Source organism: Variovorax sp. TBS-050B (assembly GCF_029893635.1).
Classification (GTDB): domain Bacteria; phylum Pseudomonadota; class Gammaproteobacteria; order Burkholderiales; family Burkholderiaceae_C; genus Variovorax.
Window position 1 is genome coordinate 235,736 of sequence record NZ_JARXYR010000001.1, and the last position, 17,144, is coordinate 252,879.

Genomic DNA, 17,144 nt, shown 5'->3' on the forward strand with positions numbered 1-17,144 from the left:
AGGCGACGCATCGGATTCAGGAGCAGCCCCATGGATGTCCTCATCTCCGGCGCCAGCATGGCCGGCCTGTCGGCCGCCCACTGGTTCGCCCGCCTCGGTCACCGGGTGACGGTCGTCGAACGCGCGAACGGGCTGCGGCCGGGCGGCGCCCCCATCGACGTGCGCGGCCGGGCGATCGGCACCGCGCAGCGCATGGGCATCCTGCCGCGCATCGAGGAGGAGAAGGTTCGCATCCTGGAGCCCGGTCCGGTGCTCGACGGCGCGGGCGCACAGGTCGCGACCCTGGACCTGCGCTGGTTCGCCAACGAAACCGAGGCGGACGTCGAGATCACGCGCGACCGGCTCAACCGCATCCTGCTCGACGCCATCCCGAAGGATGTCGTGTTTCGCTTCCGCACATCCATCGCCTCCCTCGAGGACGCCCACGCCGGTGTGCGGGTCGCCTTCACCGACGGGCAGCACGGCCGCTACGACCTGGTGGTGGGGGCCGACGGACTGCACTCCAACGTGCGCAAGCTCGCCTTCGGTCCGGAGAAGGACTACGTGCGCCACTTCGGCCACTACGTCGCGCTGGTCGATCTGCCGGACGACCGGGACTGGCAGCGCGCGATGCTCAGCGTGCCCGGCCTGACGATCGCCGTGCGCGACGCGGGTGACGGGCCCCAGGCCATGATGCTCGTCGCCAGCCCCGAGCTCGCCTACGACTACCGCGACCTCGACGCCCAGCGGCGGATGATCGACCGCTTCCTTTCGCGCGTCGACGCATGGCAGGTGCCGGCCCTGAGGGCGGCCTTCCGCGACCCCGCGGCCGAGGGCTTCTACTTCGATTCGGTCAGCCAGACCCACATGCCGAGCTGGACCCGGGGCAGGGTCGCCGTCATCGGCGATGCCGGCCACTGCGCCGCACTGCTCTCCGGCATGGGCACGACCCTGGCGATGGTCGCCGCGGAAACGCTCGCGACGACCTGGAGCGAGCACGAGGGCGACCTGGCGGCGGCGTCGCCGACCTACCACCAACGCCTGCGGCCCTACGTCGAGCAGTGCCAGGCATTCGCCCACCAGGGCGCGCCGATCATGGTGCCGGCGACGCAACAGGCGCTCGACGAGCGCAATGCGAGCTTTCGCGCCTGCGCCGCGACGTTCGGGACCTGAGGCAGGCACAGGATTGCACGACGCACACAGCGTTGGGCACGGTGTTCTCCGGCTCGCCAAGGCCACGCGAGCGAAGGGCACGAACCTCGACGCGAAGGGGCGGGGAACAGTTTCGGGCTTCGGCCGTTTCGACGTCGGGCACCGAGAAAGGGGCTCGAAGGTGCGTCTGGCAAGGCGTAAGCCGCTCGCGACGCGCGTCGGAGGCTAGCGGCCCGCGTCCCGAAGCGGAAAGACCTGCATCCGCTTCCACACGCCCGAGGAATTCTCGATCAGCGTCACCGAGGCACATCGCGCCTGCACGGGCCCCTGCGCGCGAAGCCGCTCTTCCAGCAGCGCGGCAGCCGCCTCTGCGTTGGCGGCACTGCCGTGCGCGGCCGTGAGATGCGCGATGACGCCGGCGTGTTCGCCGCCATAGGGCGGAAATTCCGGGAAGCGCCGCCACAGTGCCATCGTCATCTCGACGAAGGGCGCGGCGGGCTCCGGCGCGAGGTAGGCCGTCTCCGGGAACCGGCCTACCCGGTCGAGCGAGAAATCGAACGCACAGATCGTGTCGAGCGCGCGCTGCGCTTCCGCAAGCACGGCCGGCGTGATCTTGTCCGGGTCCATGAACGGCACCAGCACGGTGACGTGCGCGGGCACGCCGAGCGCGGCGGTTGCATCGAAGCGCGCCCGCAGGTCCGCGACCCGCGGTTCGGCGGCAGGTACGTCGACGATGAAAGCGGAGATCGCCATCGTCAGATGCCTCAGCGCCCCGGCGCAATGAACTCCGGATGCCGCGCACAGATCTCCGGTAGCGAACTCAGCGTGCCCGAGAGGTGCGCGCGCAGCGCCTTCTGCGCCGCGGCGCCGTCGTGCTTCGCGATCGCGCGCACGATGGCGCGGTGGTCGCGCAGGATCGCCTCGGTCTTGCCGGCCGTGGGCAGGTGCAGGCGGCGCAGCCGGTCGACGTGGCCCGAGACGCGGCAGACCAGGTCCCAGAGGCCCGGCATGCCCGCGGCCTCGTACATCAGGTGGTGGAACTTGCGATCGGCGGTGACGAAGTCGCCGTACTGCCGCGCGGCGGCGAGCGTGGCCTGCAGCGCGATCTGGGCCTGCAGCTGCGGCACGAGCGCGGGCGGCGCCTCCTCGGCGAGCTGGTGCACGAGTTCGAGTTCGATCGAGCGGCGCAGGAAGTGCGCCTCCCTGGCCGCGTCGAGGTCGATGCGGCTCACCAGCGTCGCATGCTGCGGGAACACGTCGACCAGCCCTTCCTCGGCCAGGCGCAGCAGCGCCTCGCGCACGGGCGTCTGGCTCACGCCGAAGCGGTCGGCCAGTTCCTGCCGGGCCAGCACCGTGCCGGGGGCGAGGTCGAGGGACAGGATGGCGTCGCGCAGCTTTTCGAGCACCTGCGGCGCCGCCAGGCGCGTGCGGTCGAGTCGGATCGGGGGGAGGGCAGTCATCGCCGGAGATTCTCGCTTTGACCCATTGATATATTAGTGTTTTAATGTACCGCATCCCCCCACCGAACGACCGAGACAGACCCCCGATGCCCCGCACCTACGACACCCTGCGCAGCGCGCGCTGGTTCGCCCCCGACGACTTCCGCTCCTTCGGCCACCGCTCGCGCGTGATGCAGATGGGCTATGCGAGCGCCGACTGGGCCGGCAAGCCGGTGATCGCCATCGTCAACACCTGGAGCGATGCCAACCAGTGCCATTCGCACTTCAAGCAGCGCGTGGACGACGTGAAGCGCGGCATCTTCCAGGCCGGCGGCTTTCCGCTCGAGCTGCCCGCGATCTCGCTGTCGGAAAGCATGGTCAAGCCCACGACCATGCTCTATCGCAACTTCCTCGCGATGGAGACCGAGGAACTGCTGCGCAGCCATCCGATCGACGGCGCGGTGCTCATGGGCGGCTGCGACAAGACCACGCCGGGGCTGACGATGGGTGCGCTGAGCATGGGCCTGCCCTTCATCTACCTGCCGGCCGGGCCGATGCTGCGCGGCAACTGGCGCGGCCAGGTGCTGGGCTCGGGCTCCGACGCCTTCAAGTACTGGGACCAGCGCCGCGCCGGCCAGCTCAGCGACCAGGCCTGGCAGGAGATGGAGGCCGGCATCGCGCGCAGCCACGGCACCTGCATGACCATGGGCACGGCCGCCACGATGATGGGCATCGCCGAGGCCGTGGGCTTCACGCTGCCGGGCGCATCGAGCATTCCCGCGGCCGACGCCAACCACGTGCGCATGAGCGCCGAGTGCGGCCGGCGCATCGTGCAGATGGTCTGGGACGACCTCACGCCCGCGAAGATCCTCTCGCGCGCGAACTTCGAGAACGGCATCGCCTGCGCGATGGCGATGGGCTGCAGCACCAACGCGATCATCCATCTGATCGCGATGTCGCGCCGCGCGGGCCATCCGATCACGCTGGCCGACTTCGACGCGGCGAGCCGCCGCGTGCCGGTGATCGCCAACATCCGGCCGAGCGGCGACCGCTACCTGATGGAAGACTTCTTCTACGCCGGCGGACTGCCCGCGCTACTCGAGCGCATCCGCGGTCACCTGAAGACCGAGGCACTCACCGTCAACGGCCGCACGCTGGGCGAGAACATCGCGGGCGCCGAGGTGTTCAACGACGACGTGATCCGGCCGCTTTCGAACCCGATCTACGCCGAGGGCGCGCTCGCGGTGCTGCGCGGCAACCTCGCGCCCGACGGCGTGGTGATCAAGCCCAGCGCCTGCGCGCCGCACCTGCTGCAGCACACCGGCCGCGCGCTGGTGTTCGACGACTATCCGAGCCTCAAGAAGGCGGTGGACGACCCGGCGCTCGACGTGACGGGCGAGGACATCCTGGTGCTGCGCAACGCCGGCCCGCGCGGCGCGGGCATGCCCGAATGGGGCATGCTGCCGATCCCGACCAAGCTGCTGAAGCAGGGTGTGACCGACATGCTGCGCCTCTCGGATGCGCGCATGAGCGGCACCAGCTACGGCGGCTGCCTGCTGCACTGCACGCCGGAGGCCGCGGTGGGCGGGCCGCTCGCGCTGGTGCAGACCGGCGACCGCATCCGCGTCGACGTGCCCGCGCGCAGCATCCACCTCGAAGTGAGCGACGAGGAACTCGCGCGCCGCCGCGCCGCCTGGACCGCGCCGCCGCCGCGCTACGAGCGCGGCTACGGCTGGATGTTCGGCCGCCACATCCTGCAGGCCAACGAGGGCTGCGACTTCGACTTCCTCGAAACCACCTTCGGCCGCCCCGTGCCCGAGCCCGACATCTTCTGAAACCACCACCCCGGAGACGACGTGAATCCTGACACCCGCGAGAAGCTGACGAAGGTCAGCACCGCCACCCTGTGCACCGCGCTGTTCAAGCGCGGCCTGCGCAACCAGTTCATCCAGAACGTGCATCCGCTCAACGCGACCCTGCCCAACATGGTGGGCGAGGCCTTCACGCTGCGCTACATGCCCGCGCGCGAGGACCTGAACCCGATCACCGTGTTCAACGACCGCGGCCATCCGCAGCGCCAGGCGGTGGAGCAGTGCCCCGAGGGCGCGGTGCTGGTGATGGACAGCCGCAAGGACGCGCGCGCCGCATCCGCCGGCGGCATCCTCGTCACGCGCTTGATGAAGCGCGGCGCGGCCGGCGTGGTCACCGACGGCGGCTTCCGCGACAGCCCCGACATCGCGAAGCTCGGCTTTCCCGCCTACCACCAGCGCCCGAGCGCGCCCACCAACCTCACGCTGCACCAGGCGATCGACATCAACGTGCCGATCGGCTGCGGCGACGTGGCGGTCTGGCCCGGCGACGTGATGGTGGGCGATGCCGAGGGCGTGGTCGTGATCCCCGCGGCCATGGCCGACGAGATCGCGGCCGAGGCCACCGAGATGACGGTGTTCGAGGACTTCGTGCAGCAGAAGGTGCAGGAAGGCCGCTCGATCCTCGGCCTCTATCCGCCGACCGAGGAACAGAGCCGCACCGAGTTCGCCGCCTGGCGGCAGGCCGAGGGCCGCTGAGGCGCGCCCCGCATTCACCACATCACAACGAGAGACAAACCATGGCTTCCCTGCACCGCACCGCGGCGCTCCTTGCCGCGGCCTTCACCCTTGCCGCGTTGTCGGCCGCGCCCGCGCGCGCCCAGACCGAATGGCCCACGGCCAAGCCGATCAGCTACGTGGTGCCGTTCACGGCGGGCGGTTCGACCGACATCGTTGGCCGCATCCTCGCGAACAAGCTGCAGGAGAGCCTGCACCAGTCGGTGGTGGTGGACAACCGGCCCGGCCAGGCCGGCGGCATCGGCGCCGCTTACGTCGCCAAGGCCGCGCCCGACGGCTACACGCTGTTCGGCGGCACCATCAGCACGCACGCGATCAATCCGAGCCTCTACAAGAAGCTGCCCTACGACGCGATGAAGGACTTCGAGCCCGTCACGCTCGTGGGCCGGCTGCCGAACGTGCTGATCGTCAACAGCCAGCTCGGCGTGAATTCGGTGGCCGAGCTGATCGCGCTGCTCAAGAAGGACGAGTCGAAGCGCACCTTCGCGTCCTCGGGCGCGGGCACCTCCACGCACCTGGCGGGCGAGATGTTCGCCGACATGATCGGCGTGAAGCTCACGCACGTGCCGTACAAGGGCACGCCGCCCGCGATGACCGACGTGGCCTCGGGCCTCGTGCCCTTCATGTTCGACCAGGTGACGGCCGCGCTGCCGCTGGTGAAGAGCGGCAAGCTCAAGCTGCTGGCCGTGACCACCGGCAAGCGCATCGCGCTGGTGCCCGAGCTGCCGACCATGATCGAGTCGGGCGTGGCGGGCTTCGAGATGTCGTCCTGGCAGGCCGTGTACGCGCCCAAGGGCACGCCCAAGCCGATCGTCGACCGCCTCAACGCCGAGATCGCGAAGGCGCTCAGGCAGCCCGACGTGCAGGCCAAGCTCTCGGGTCAGCTCGCGATGGAGATCGTCGGCAGCTCGCCCGAGGAGCTGCGCGCGCACATGGCGCGCGAGATCCCGCGCTGGGCCGAGCTCGTGAAGAAGTCAGGCGCGACGGCCGACTGACGTACCGGCGAGCGCGCGCTCGATCGCCTCGACGCCGCGCGCGAGCCCGTCTTCGGCGCGCATGCGCGCGCCGAGCACCGCCGCCCGCTCGCGCACCTCGGCCCTGTCGGCGAACGCGATGCCGCGCGCGAGCGCGTCCGCATCGAGCCGGCTGCCCGCCACGGCTTCGGGCGCCACGCCGGCCTGCGCGAGCCGGTGCGCCCAGAAGAACTGGTCGCCCGCGAACGGCACCACCACCGAGGGCACGCCCGCGCGCGCGGCCGAATGCGTGGTGCCCGACCCGCCGTGGTGCACCATCAGCGCCATGCGCGGGAACAGCCAGTCGTGCGGCACGTCGCCGACGACATGGAAATTCGGCGGCAGCCCTTCGGCGTCGAGGCCGCTCCAGCCCGGGTTGAGCACCACGCGCCGGCCCGCGGCGGCATCGACGATGGTCTGCCGCATGCGGCGCGCGTCGAAGCCCGTCATGCTGCCGAAGCCGATGTAGAGCGGCGCCTCGCCCGCGGCGAGGAAGGCCTCGAGCGCCTCGGGCGCCTGCCATGCGCGCGCGGGCGGAATCCACTGCCCGCAGACCGAAGCGTTGGCGGGCCAGTCGGCCGGCCGCGGCACGAGGCTGGGCGAGAAGCCGTAGAGCATCGGATGCGTGGTCCAGAGCCGCCGGCGCGGCGGCAGGCCGCAGACCTCGGCGCGTGCCGCGTTGACCGCGGGCCGGAAGGCGCGCCACAGCAGGGTGTTGATCAGGTGATGGCTCGGGCGGTTCAGCCAGCGCGGCACGCGCGCGGGCGGGATGAAGGGCGTCGCGAAGTCGCGCGTGGGCGTGAGCGGGAACAGGCCCGCGCCGATCACCGGCACGCCGAGCGCCTCGCCGGCCGAGAGGCCCACGAAGGCGGCCAGGCCGGCGCAGACGATCGCATCGCAGCCCTGCGCGGTCTGCACCGTCTGGCGCAGCCAGGCGGCCGCATGCGTGTTGGCGATCGCGGCCAGCGCCTTGGCGGCGGCGCCAGGGCGCTCGCTCTGCGCCACCACGTTGGCAATCGCGCCGCTCGCGCCGAGCGCGCCGCGGATGTCGCCCGCGAGCGCCTGCGTGCATACGCCGAGTGCCTGCGTGCTCGCGAGCGTGGCGGCGTCGGCCAGCAGCACCGAGGCGTGGCCGGCCTGGTCGAGCGCATGGCACAGGGCACCGAGCGGGCGCGTGTCGCCCTCGGTGCCGTAGGTGAGCACGGCGATCTTCATGCGCGCTTCCTCCCGCGCGGTGCCTTGCCCGCGGCGGCGGCGCCGCGCACGAAGAGTTCGACGACGGCTTCGAACTCCTCGGACAGCACGAGGCCGGGCAGCGTGAGCCAGCGCATCAGCGCGCCGAAGTAGAGGTGGTGCAGCAGCGAGGCGAGGTGCTCGGCCGTGAGGTCGGCGCGCAGCGTGCCGTCCTGCTGCGCTTGCTCGATCAGCAGCGCGAACAGGCCCGCGAGGTCGCGCGGCCGGCCCTCCGCGTCGGGGCCGCCGCCGCCGAGCTCGTCCTCGATGTTGAGGAAGCGGAAGCGGAAGTAGTCGAGCAGGTAGCCGCGGTGGCGCTCCGACCAGTCGGCCGAGGCCGCGAGCAGCCGCCCGAGCCGTGTCTCGAAATCGCCGGGCTCTGCCAGCAGCGCGCCCAAGCGCTCGGCATCGGCCGCGAGCTGCATGTGGACCCAGTGCGCGAGGATCGCTTCCTTGGTCGCGAAATGGTTGTAGAGCGTGCCCTTGGCCACATCGGCCGCGAGCGCGATCTGCTCCATGGTGGTGGCGTCGTAGCCCGCGGTGTTGAAGAGCCGCATCGCGGTGGTGGCCACGTGGTCGAGCGTCTGGGCGCGGCGCCGCTCGCGGCGGCCGGGGAGTTCGGGAACTGGCAAGGGGGTGTCTCGAATATTGAACGTCGTCCAAGTTTATACGACGTTCAATATCCGATGCTTCCGGGCCGCTCAGCGCGGCACGAAGCCGGGCGGCGCGTCCGCCCGCTCCAGCGACCACAGCTGCGCGAGCAGCCGGCCGGCCTCGGCGGCGCCGATCACCGGACCGGCGAGCTCCAGGAACTTGCCTTCGAGCTCGGCGTCCGAGAGCGGCAGCTCCGGGTCGCCCTTGCGGTCGGGCTGCAGGTGCGCGAGCGTGGCGCCGTCCCGCGTGGTGATCGCCACGTGCGCGCCGCGCCGGCCCGGGAAGGCGGCGTCCAGTGCCGGGTCCACGCGCACGTCGATGCGCGCCATGAGTTCGCGCGTGCGCGCGTCGTCCAGTCGCGCGGGCTCGTAGGCCGCGAGCCGCACGCTGCCGTGCGCGAGCGCGGTCGCGACCACATAGCGCAGGCTGAAGCGCGCCTCGTTCGCGGTGCGCGGATGCGCATGGCAGGCGATGTCGAGCGCGGGCCGGTAGGTGTCGACCTGCACGTGCGCGATGTCCTCGGGCCGCAGGCCGTGCTGCGTGCGCAGCGCGAGCGCGGCATCGATGGCGGCGAAGGTGTGGCCGCAGCCGATGTGGTTCTTGAAGCTGAGGCGCGTGATGTGGAAGTCGCGGCCCAGCGTCGCGGCGGCCTGCGACCAGTCGGGGCCGTCGCTCATGGCATGGCCCAGGCCGGCCTCGCCGTCGAGCACGTCGAGCGAGCCGGTCACGCCGCGCGCGGCCAGCTGCGCCGCGAGAAGGCCGGCTTCGGCGGCGCGGCCCGCATGCAGCGGCTTGGACATCGAATCCATGCGGAAGGCTTGCTGCAGCCCGGCCGCGAAGGTGGCGGCCGTGGCCAGCGCATGCGCGAAGGGCAGGGCGTCGAGCTGCAGCACGCCGGCCGCCGCGGCCGCGGCGCCGAAGGTGCCGACCGTGCCGGTGTTGTGCCAGTGGCGGTAGTGCGCACGGCCCATCACCACGCCGATGCGCGTGGAGACTTCGTAGCCGAGCACCAGCGCGCGCAGGAAGGCCAGCCCGTTCGCGCCGGCCTCCTGGCTCGCGGCCAGCGCCGCGGCGATGGTGGCGGCGCCCGGGTGGTACATCGCGTCTCGGAAGCTGTCGTCCACCTCGGCCGCGTGCGCCGCGGCGCCGTTGTAGAGCGCGGCGGCCCGCGCCGTGGCGCGGCGTCCGTCGCCGAGCTGTGCGCGGCCGCGGTCGAGGTCGTCGGCGAGCACCTGCGCGAGTTGCGGCAGCGGGTCGGTCGCGAGGCCGGGGAACAGCGAGGCGTACCAGTCGATCACGGCGCGCTTGGCGTGGTGGAGGACCTCCTCGGAAAGCGCCGCGTCGCGGTGGGCGCGGGCATAGAGGCCCAAGGCTTCGGTGGGGTGCATGGCGGTCTGTCGGTATGGGTGGGCCATGATGACGGGCTCAGGCCAGCACCACCACCCCGTCGGCCGCGCGCACGCCCCGGCCCTGGCCGTCCACCACCGGCAGCACGAACAGCGGATTGATCTCGGCCTCGACCAGCCGCTCGCCGAGCTGCGCGGCCATGCGCGAGAAGGCGACGATGGCATCGACGAGCGCCTCGACATCGCACTTCGGGCGCCCGCGGAAGCCGTCGAGCAGCGGCCACGAGCGGAGTTCGCGCGCCATCGCCAGCGCCTCGTCGCGGCCCAGGCCGCCGGTGGGCGGCAGCAGGCGCAGGGTGGTGTCCTTGAACAGCTCCGCCGTCACGCCGCCCATGCCGAGCAGGATCGCCGTGCCGAGCGCATCGCGGTGCATGCCGAGAATCAGCTCGGTGCCGCCCTCGACCATCTGCTGCACGAGGAAGCGCCGCGGCAGCACGCCGGTCCGGGCCTCGACCTCGGCGGCCATGGCGCCCAGCCGCGCGCCGATGTTCTCGGCCGTGAGGCCGACCGCCACGCCGCCGACATCGCTCTTGTGGGTGATCGCTGCCGAGAGCAGCTTCAGCACCACGCGGCCGCCGAGTTCGCGCGCGGCGGCCTCGGCCTCGGCCGGCGTGGCGACCACGCGCTCGGCCGCGCAGGGCACGCCGAATCGCGCGAACAGCTGCTTGGCCTGGTGCTCGTCGAGCGAACCGGCGGGAAGGTCGTCGATCGCGACCGGGGCGGCCGGGGCACCGCCTTCGGCCTGCGGCCGGGCCTGCGCGGCCTGGCGCATCGCGCGCAGCGCGGCGGTGCAGCTCTCGGCCGCCGCGAAGGCGGGCACGCCGCGCCGCGTCAGCAGCGCGCCGACCTCGGGCGCATGCGGGCTCACGTAGGCGATCACCGGCTTGTCCGAGCGCGGCAGGCAGTCCTGGATGGCGCCAGCGAGCAGTTCGGGCATCGCCAGGCTCGACGAGCCGACGATGACCACCAGCGCGTCGTAGCTCGGGCTCGCGAGCAGCACGTCGATGGCGCCGCGCAGCAGGTCGGGCTTCAGGCCCGCGAGGGTCACGTCGATGGGATTGCGGTCGAGCACCGCATGGTCGCCGGTCTGCAGCGCGCGCAGCGCCTCGGCCGTGGCCGCATCGGGCGCGGGCGTGTCGAAGCCGGCCAGGCCCAGGTCGTCCGACACCAGCGTGCCGGCGCCGCCGGTCGAGGTGAGAATCGCGACCCGCGTGCCGCGCAGGCGGCGGCCGGTGGCGAGCGCCGAGGCGATGTCGAGCAGCTCGCCGAAGGTCTGCGCGCGCAGCACGCCGACCTGCCGGAACAGTGCGTCGTACATGCGGTCGGCGCCGGCCAGCGCGCCGGTGTGCGACACCGCGGCGCGGGCGCCGGCCTCCGAGCGGCCGACCTTGAACGCCACCACCGGCTTGCCGGCGCGCGCGGCCTTCAGGCAGGCTTGGCGGAAGCGCACGGGATCGCGCACGGTCTCGATGTAGAGCGCAATGACCCGGGTGGCTTCGTCGTCGGCCAGGTGGTCGATGAAGTCGGCCAGTTCGAGGTCCACCTCGTTGCTGGTCGAGACCAGCTTCGACAGGCCGATGCCGCGCGCCGCGGCGCGCGAGAGCAGCGCGCCGAGGATGCCGCCGCTCTGCGACACCACGCCGATGCCGCCGACCGGAAAGTCCTGCATCTCGAGCGCCCCGGTGGCCGAGAGCACGATGCGGTCGCTGAGGTTCACCAGGCCGATGGTGTTGGGCCCGAGGATGCGCATGCCGCCGGCCGCTTCCATCAGCTGGCGCTGGCGCCGCGCGCCTTCCTCGCCGGTCTCGGTGTAGCCGCTCGCCAGCACGATGGCGGCTGCGCAGCGGCGCGCGGCCAGCTCGCGCACCGCCAGGTGCGCGCGTTCCGCGCCCAGCAGCACGATCCCGACATCGGGCGCCTCGGGCAGGGACGCCACGTCGGGGTAGCAGCGCAGCTCGCCGATGCGCTCCACCTTGGGATTGACGGGATAGATGCTGCCCGCGAAGCCGTGCTTGAGCAGGTAGGACACGGGGCGGCCCGCGGTCTTGGTGGCGTCGGCCGAGGCACCGACCACGGCCACGCTGCGCGGCTGCAGCAGCCGGGCGATCGCGTTCATCGCGCACCTCCGGCGGCGGACTTGTCGAGGAAGGCCATCACCGCCTCCCGGTGCTCGGTGCTGGTGTAGCAGATGCCCTGCGCCTGGCTGCCCTGCGCGAAGACCTGTTCGGACGGCAGTTCGAAGCTCTGGTTGAGGATGGTCTTGCCGAGCGCGAGCGCGGTGGCCGAGCCCTTGCTCATTTCCGCGGCCCAGGCCCGGGCTTCGGCGACGAGGCTGTCGGCCGGCGCCATGCGATCGACGATGCCGAGCCGCAGCGCCTCCTCGGCCTCGACCTTGCGGCCGCTGAAGATCAGTTCCTTGGCGCGCGGCAGGCCGACGCGGCGCGGCAGGAAGTACATGCCGCCGCCGTCGGGCACGATGCCGCGGTGGATGTACGACCAGGTGAAGTTCGCGGCCTCGCTCGCGATGATGAAGTCGCAGGCCAGCGCCGTGTCGGCGCCCAGGCCCGAGGCGGCACCGTTGACCGCCGCGATGGTGGGCTTGGGCATGGTGTGCAGCAGCGACTGCGTGTAGTGCACGCGCTGCTGGCGATGCCAGCCGTTGAAGCCGATCTCGCCGGCCGGCGCGCTCATGCGGCGCTCCATGCCGGCCACGTCGCCGCCGGCGCAGAACCCCTTGCCGTTGCCCGTGAGCACCAGCGCACGAATCGCCTTGTCGGCGCTCACGCGTTCGAGCGCATCGATGAACTGGCTGCGCATCTCGTCGCTCATCGCGTTGCGCTTCTCGGGGCGGTTGAGGCGCAGCGTGGCGATGCCGGCGTCGATCTCGAGTTCGATCAGGGAGGGAGTGTTCATTTCTGTTGCCATGTGGTTGTCGGTATGCCCGGGAACACCGCGGAACCGGCTTCGCCGGGCCGCCGGTGTTGCCCCCTCGAGGGGGGAGTCGAGCTACACGAAGTGAGCGAGGGACGGGGGTGGTCTTCAGTCTGTCGTGATGCGGTTCTCTTTCACGACCTTGCGCCAGCGCGCTTCCTCGCCCTTGGCATAGGTCTCGAAGTCCTTCGGCGAGCCGGCCTTGATGACCAAGCCTTCGCTCTCGACACGCTGGCGGAAGGCCTCGGTCTGCACCGCCTTGCGCGCGGCCGCGTTGAGGCGCTCGATCACCTCGGGCGGCGTGCCCGCGGGCGCATAGAGGCCGTACCAGCTGTCGGCCACGTAGCCCGGCACACCGCTCTCGGCAATCGTTGGCACCTTCGCGAGCCCGGGCGATGCGGCGCGCGTGGCGGTGGTCACCGCGAGCGCGCGCAGCTTGCCGTTCTCGATGAAGCTGCCCACGGCCGCCGCGGTGGCGAACATCACGTCGACCTGGCCGCCGAGCAGGTCGTTGAGCGCGGGGCCGGCGCCGCGGTAGGGGATGTGGATGATGTCGGTGCGCGTGAGGTTCTTGAACAGCTCGCCGGCCAGGTGCGCCGAGGTGCCTGCGCCCTGCGAGGCGAACGAGAGCTTGCCCGGCCGCGCCTTGGCTTCGCGGATCAGCGCCTGCACCGAGGTGATCGGGCTTTCGGCGCGCACCACGAGCACGTTCGGCGAAACGCCGACCAGCATCACCGGCGCGAAGGCTTTTTCCGTGTTGTAGGGCAGCCGGCTCTGGAGGCTGGGATTGACCACGTGCGCCACCGTGGCCATGACCAGCGTGTAGCCGTCGGGCGCGCTCTTGGCGACCGCATCGGTGCCGATGATCGTGCCGGCGCCGGGCTTGTTGTCGATGATGACCGGCTGGCCGAGCGCCTCGCCCATCGCGATGCCCATGGTGCGCGCGACCAAGTCGGTACCGCCGCCCGGCGCGAAGGGCACGACGATGCGCACGGGGCGCTCGGGAAAGGCCGCGTGGGCCGGCAGCACGGCCGCGGCGGCCAGGGCCCCCGCGAGGAAGGCGCCGCGCCAGGCGCGGGCGAGCAATGAACGGTGGTTCGGCATGGGTTTGTCTCCGGTTCTTGGCAGCAGCACTTCGGGCTGCGGTGATCGAAGCGTACGGACGCATGCCCGTGGGCGCATCCCCTCATTTCCACTGCTTGGAAATGCTGCCCCTGCCTGCGGTAGAGTCGCGCGAACCGAGGCCACCTGCCATGCCATCGAACGCCCCCGAGGCAGCGCCTGCCAGCCGGCGCCGCCACCATGAAGACCCGACGCTCAACCGCTCGCTCGCGCGCGGCGTCGAGATCCTGCGCGCCTTCAAGCCGGGCGCGGCGCTGCTCGGCAACGGCGAGCTCGCGGAGCGCACCGGCCTGTCGCGCGCCACCGTGAGCCGGCTGGTGCAGACGCTGGTCGAGGCCGGGCTGCTCGAGCACGACCGCGCGCGCCGTGCCTACCGGCTCGCCGCGCCGCTGCTGAGCTTCGCGCATGCGATGCGCGCCGGCTCGCCGGTGCTCGCCGTGGCCGCGCCGCGCATGCGCCGGCTGGCCGAGAAGCTGCGCGTGAACGTCGGCCTCGCGATGGCCGACCGCGACGAGATGGTGTATCTCGAATCGGTGCGCTACAACCGCAAGGTGTCGCTGCGCAACGTGGTGGCCGGCCAGCGCGTGCCGATCGAGCTCACCTCGCTCGGGCGCGCCTACCTCGCGGTGGCGCCGGCGGCCGAGCGCCGCACGCTGATGGCGCTGTTCCGGCGCCGCCGCCGCGCGCAGTGGGAGCCGCTGCGCCGGGCCATCGACGAGGCCGCGGCCAGCGTAAAGGCGCACGGCTACTGCGCGGCCTCGTGGCAGCCCGAGGTGGTGGCGCTGGCCACGCCGATCGTGGTGGCGGGGCATCCGCCCTATCTGCTGAACATCAGCATCGCGACCGCGGGCAGCCTCGCCGAGGCCGAGCGCGAACTGCGCGCGCCGCTGCTGAAGCTAGCCCGGGAGATCGCCGCCGCGCTCGCGCAACTCGCCGCCTGAGCGGCACGCGCATGGCCCACCGGCGCGGTGCGGCATCGGTCTTCGGGGACAATCGGGGACTCCGCAGTTTTCCGCCGCGTTCCCTCGAACGCCGTTCCCGACCGCTTTTTCCTTCCTGCGGCTTCGATGCCGGGCGCTTCGCCCGCGCGCGTCGCTGCCGCCGTCCGTTCCTCCCGTGCAAGCAATGCTCTCCGACGCCGGCCCGGTGCTGGTCTTCATGGCCTGCGTGGCCCTCGCCACCTATGCGCAGAACCTCACCGGCTTCGCCTTCAGCCTGATCCTGCTCGGCCTGGTGTCGGTGTTCCACGTCGCCAGCGTGACCGACACCGCGAATGCCGCGATGGTGCTGACGCTGATCAACGCCTGGACCTACTTCCGCGCCCGGCCCGGCGTGGTGCCCTGGCAGCTGATGAAGCCGGCGCTCAACGGCAGCACCGTGGGCGTGCTCGTGGGCCTGATGCTGCTCGCCTGGCTCAGCGGCGGCGCGGTCGACTGGCTGCGCGGGCTGCTGGGCGTGTCGATCCTGGCGTGCGCGCTGCTGCTGGTGCTGCAGGGGCGGCCGCTGCCGGCGGTCTCGGGGCGCGCGAGCTTCTCGATCATCGGCGGGCTCTCGGGGCTGCTCGGCGGGCTGTTCTCGAGCTCGGGGCCGCCGATCGTCTTCCACATGTACCGCCAGCCGCTGGACCGCGAACTGGTGCGCCGCGCGCTGCTGCTGATGTTCGCGTTCAACTCGCTGGTGCGGCTGGTGGTCGTGCTCTCCACCGGGCACTTCTCGTGGCACTCGGCGCTGCTCGCGGGCAGCGCGGTGCCCGTGGTCTACGGCGTGACGCGGCTGCACCACCGGCTGCCGAACCGGCTCTCGCCGCGCACGCTCAAGTGGCTGGTGGGCGGGCTGCTCGCGGCCGCGGGGTCGACGCTGGTGGCGACGGCCTGGGTCGCGATCGCGCGGGGCTGACGGACCTCGGCGCGGCGCCCTGCGGCGGTCAGCCGCCGAGGACGTAGCGCGCGGTCGCCATCATCCGCACGTTCTTCGTCGTGTTGACGGACGGCGTGTGCAGCAGGCGCATGTCCATCAGGAACACGTCGCCCGCGCGGCCTGACATCTCGAGGATCGCCAGCCCACGCTCGCGCAGCCGCGCCTCGAGCTGATCGCCCGGCCCCTTGAGCAGCGCACGCAGGCTGCCGTCGCCCGCGGCACGGTGCGAACCCGCGATCGCGAGCGTCGCGCCGCCGTGCGGGGCCACGTCGTCGATCAGCACGAAGACCTGAATGCCGGGCAGGCGGTCGCGCGGCTCCGCGGCCACGTCTACATGCCAGGGGAGGCGCTCGAGCGTCCATTCCCCCTGGTGCGGCAGCGAGAGCAGCAGCTGCATGCCGGTCGCCGGCGGCAGCGCGCGTTGCGCGAGGCCGCCGACGGTGTCGAGAAGCTCTTGGGTGAGCAGCAGGTCGTCGATACCGGGGAGCTTGACGAGCGTCGAGAGCTTCGCCGTCTGCTGGAACGGCGTCAGGCCGTGCAGCGGCCCCGTCCGGCCCCGGCCCTGTGCTCCCGCGCGCGCGAGCGCCTCCTGCACCTGGCGCCGCAGCGGCGCCAGGCGCTTGCGCGGATGGAAGCCTTCGAGCCGCACGTGGCCGTGCGCGCGGAAGTGGTCGGCCAGTGCCGGCTTCATGGGCCTTCGGTCGGCGGCAGCGGAAGGTCGAAGTGCAGCACGTCCTCGCGTACGCCGAGCTTCGTGTAGAGGGCGACCGCGGGTTCGTCGGGCGGGTCGGCCTGCACGAACACCACCCACGCCCCGCGCTCGCGGGCGATGCGCTGCAGCGCGCGGATCAGCCCGGTCGCCACGCCCTTGCGCCGGTGGGCCTGCGCCACCGCGAGGTCGTAGATGTAGATCTCGCTGCGCTCCTGCTCGAACTTCATGAGCTCGTAGGCCGCGATGCCGCCGATCACCTGCGAGCCTTCGCAGGCGGCCAGCGCGATGAAGGTGTCGCCGCCGAGCAGCCGGCGCAGGTAGGCCGGCCCGGGACGGCGCGCGCCGTAGGTCTCGGGATCGTCGAAGGCTTCGCCGAACATGCTGAGCAGGTCGTGCATCAGCGGTTCGTCCTCGGCCGTGAGCTGCCGGACGGTGAATGAGGAGCAGGGAAGGGCGGACATGCGGCCGATCGTAGTCCAGAGGCAGAATGCGTGCGCCATGATCACGCCCGACCTGCTGCAACGCATGTGCCATGCGCGCCACCGGCTGGAACGCGAGCTCGAGCCGCCCGCCAGCGTCGCGCAGCTCGCGCGCGAAGCCGGGCTGTCGACCGCGCATTTCATCACCCAGTTCAGCGCGCTGTTCGGCGAGACGCCGCTGCGCTGCCGGACGCGCGCGCGGCTCATGCGCGCGCGCGAGATGCTGCTCGCGAGCGACGAGCCCGCCACGCAGATCGGCCTGGCACTGGGCTTCGACAACCTCGGCAGCTTCTCGCGGCTGTTCACGCGGCATTTCGGCATGCCGCCGCGCGCCTATCGGCGCCAGGCGAAGCCGTTCGTGGCCGCGCCCCTCGGCTGCATCGGGCTGATGAACCAGGCCCTAGCGGACGACCGGAATTTCGGCGAAGTCGGCGCCGACGGGATCGGGCAGCATGAGGGCTTCATCCTTCCCCATCGTCACCCTCACTGACCGGAAACACC

17 protein-coding genes are annotated in these 17,144 nt (G+C 71.9%); 7 read left to right on the plus strand and 10 right to left on the minus strand.

All coding sequences use genetic code 11. The features are described from left to right. The first annotated feature begins 30 nt into the window (after positions 1-30). Positions 31-1,152, plus strand: a complete 1,122-nt coding sequence (locus M2165_RS01090) for an FAD-dependent monooxygenase (protein WP_280812815.1) — start codon at positions 31-33, stop codon at positions 1,150-1,152. Positions 1,153-1,356: 204 nt separating this feature from the next. On the opposite strand, the gene M2165_RS01095 is transcribed toward M2165_RS01090, so the two are convergent. After that, positions 1,357-1,884 carry a 2'-5' RNA ligase family protein gene (locus M2165_RS01095; RefSeq protein WP_280812816.1) on the minus strand — a complete coding sequence of 176 codons (528 nt, stop codon included), beginning with the start codon at positions 1,882-1,884 and terminating at the stop codon, positions 1,357-1,359. An 11-nt stretch (positions 1,885-1,895) separates the two neighbouring features. Beyond that, positions 1,896-2,591, minus strand: a complete 696-nt coding sequence (locus M2165_RS01100; RefSeq protein WP_280812817.1) for a GntR family transcriptional regulator — start codon at positions 2,589-2,591, stop codon at positions 1,896-1,898. 86 nt (positions 2,592-2,677) lie between these two features. On the opposite strand from M2165_RS01100, the gene araD reads away from it, so the two are divergent. The 3 genes from araD to M2165_RS01115 are packed head-to-tail and all read left to right on the plus strand — an operon-like array spanning position 2,678 to position 6,171. Beyond that, positions 2,678-4,405, plus strand: coding sequence for an L-arabinonate dehydratase (gene araD / locus M2165_RS01105; protein WP_280812818.1), 1,728 nt, complete (start codon positions 2,678-2,680; stop codon positions 4,403-4,405). Positions 4,406-4,426: 21 nt separating this feature from the next. After that, positions 4,427-5,137: a ribonuclease activity regulator RraA gene (locus M2165_RS01110; protein WP_280812819.1), complete on the plus strand. Its 711-nt coding sequence runs from the start codon at positions 4,427-4,429 to the stop codon at positions 5,135-5,137. A gap of 41 nt (positions 5,138-5,178) precedes the next feature. Next, positions 5,179-6,171 carry a tripartite tricarboxylate transporter substrate binding protein gene (locus M2165_RS01115; protein ID WP_280812820.1) on the plus strand — a complete coding sequence of 331 codons (993 nt, stop codon included), beginning with the start codon at positions 5,179-5,181 and terminating at the stop codon, positions 6,169-6,171. Here the strand turns inward: M2165_RS01115 and M2165_RS01120 are convergent. The 6 genes from M2165_RS01120 to M2165_RS01145 form a co-directional block, all read right to left on the minus strand. Beyond that, entirely contained in the window at positions 6,151-7,404 is a 1,254-nt protein-coding gene (locus M2165_RS01120) for a glycosyltransferase (protein ID WP_280812821.1), read from the minus strand. The two genes, M2165_RS01115 and M2165_RS01120, sit on opposite strands and share 21 nt — an antisense overlap. Continuing rightward, entirely contained in the window at positions 7,401-8,054 is a 654-nt protein-coding gene (locus M2165_RS01125) for a TetR/AcrR family transcriptional regulator (protein ID WP_280812822.1), read from the minus strand. The genes M2165_RS01120 and M2165_RS01125 overlap by 4 nt, the downstream gene beginning before the upstream one ends. Positions 8,055-8,123: 69 nt before the next feature. After that, on the minus strand, positions 8,124-9,464 hold the full coding sequence (locus M2165_RS01130; RefSeq protein WP_280812823.1) for an MmgE/PrpD family protein: 1,341 nt from the start codon (positions 9,462-9,464) through the stop codon (positions 8,124-8,126). Between the two features lie 37 nt (positions 9,465-9,501). After that, positions 9,502-11,598, minus strand: a complete 2,097-nt coding sequence (locus M2165_RS01135) for an acetate--CoA ligase family protein (RefSeq protein ID WP_280812824.1) — start codon at positions 11,596-11,598, stop codon at positions 9,502-9,504. Further along, positions 11,595-12,395, minus strand: coding sequence for an enoyl-CoA hydratase/isomerase family protein (locus M2165_RS01140; protein ID WP_280812825.1), 801 nt, complete (start codon positions 12,393-12,395; stop codon positions 11,595-11,597). Before M2165_RS01140 ends, M2165_RS01135 begins: the two co-directional genes overlap by 4 nt. A gap of 126 nt (positions 12,396-12,521) precedes the next feature. Beyond that, complete coding sequence (locus M2165_RS01145; RefSeq protein ID WP_280812826.1) at positions 12,522-13,517, minus strand: tripartite tricarboxylate transporter substrate binding protein; 996 nt, start codon at positions 13,515-13,517, stop codon at positions 12,522-12,524. A 149-nt stretch (positions 13,518-13,666) separates the two neighbouring features. On the opposite strand from M2165_RS01145, the gene M2165_RS01150 reads away from it, so the two are divergent. Both M2165_RS01150 and M2165_RS01155 read left to right on the plus strand, forming a co-directional pair. Continuing rightward, positions 13,667-14,476 carry an IclR family transcriptional regulator gene (locus M2165_RS01150; protein ID WP_280812827.1) on the plus strand — a complete coding sequence of 270 codons (810 nt, stop codon included), beginning with the start codon at positions 13,667-13,669 and terminating at the stop codon, positions 14,474-14,476. A gap of 175 nt (positions 14,477-14,651) precedes the next feature. Continuing rightward, positions 14,652-15,431: a sulfite exporter TauE/SafE family protein gene (locus M2165_RS01155; protein WP_348541038.1), complete on the plus strand. Its 780-nt coding sequence runs from the start codon at positions 14,652-14,654 to the stop codon at positions 15,429-15,431. Between the two features lie 28 nt (positions 15,432-15,459). Here M2165_RS01155 and M2165_RS01160 read toward each other — a convergent pair whose 3' ends face one another. Next, positions 15,460-16,143 (minus strand): phytanoyl-CoA dioxygenase family protein, encoded by a 684-nt coding sequence (locus M2165_RS01160; protein ID WP_280812829.1) that lies wholly within the window; start codon positions 16,141-16,143, stop codon positions 15,460-15,462. Further along, entirely contained in the window at positions 16,140-16,625 is a 486-nt protein-coding gene (locus tag M2165_RS01165; protein ID WP_280812830.1) for an AAC(3)-I family aminoglycoside N-acetyltransferase, read from the minus strand. The genes M2165_RS01160 and M2165_RS01165 overlap by 4 nt, the downstream gene beginning before the upstream one ends. Before the next feature lie 37 nt (positions 16,626-16,662). Here M2165_RS01165 and M2165_RS01170 point away from each other — a divergent pair, with 37 nt between their 5' ends. Further along, positions 16,663-17,133: an AraC family transcriptional regulator gene (locus M2165_RS01170; protein WP_280812831.1), complete on the plus strand. Its 471-nt coding sequence runs from the start codon at positions 16,663-16,665 to the stop codon at positions 17,131-17,133. Positions 17,134-17,144 lie beyond the last annotated feature (11 nt).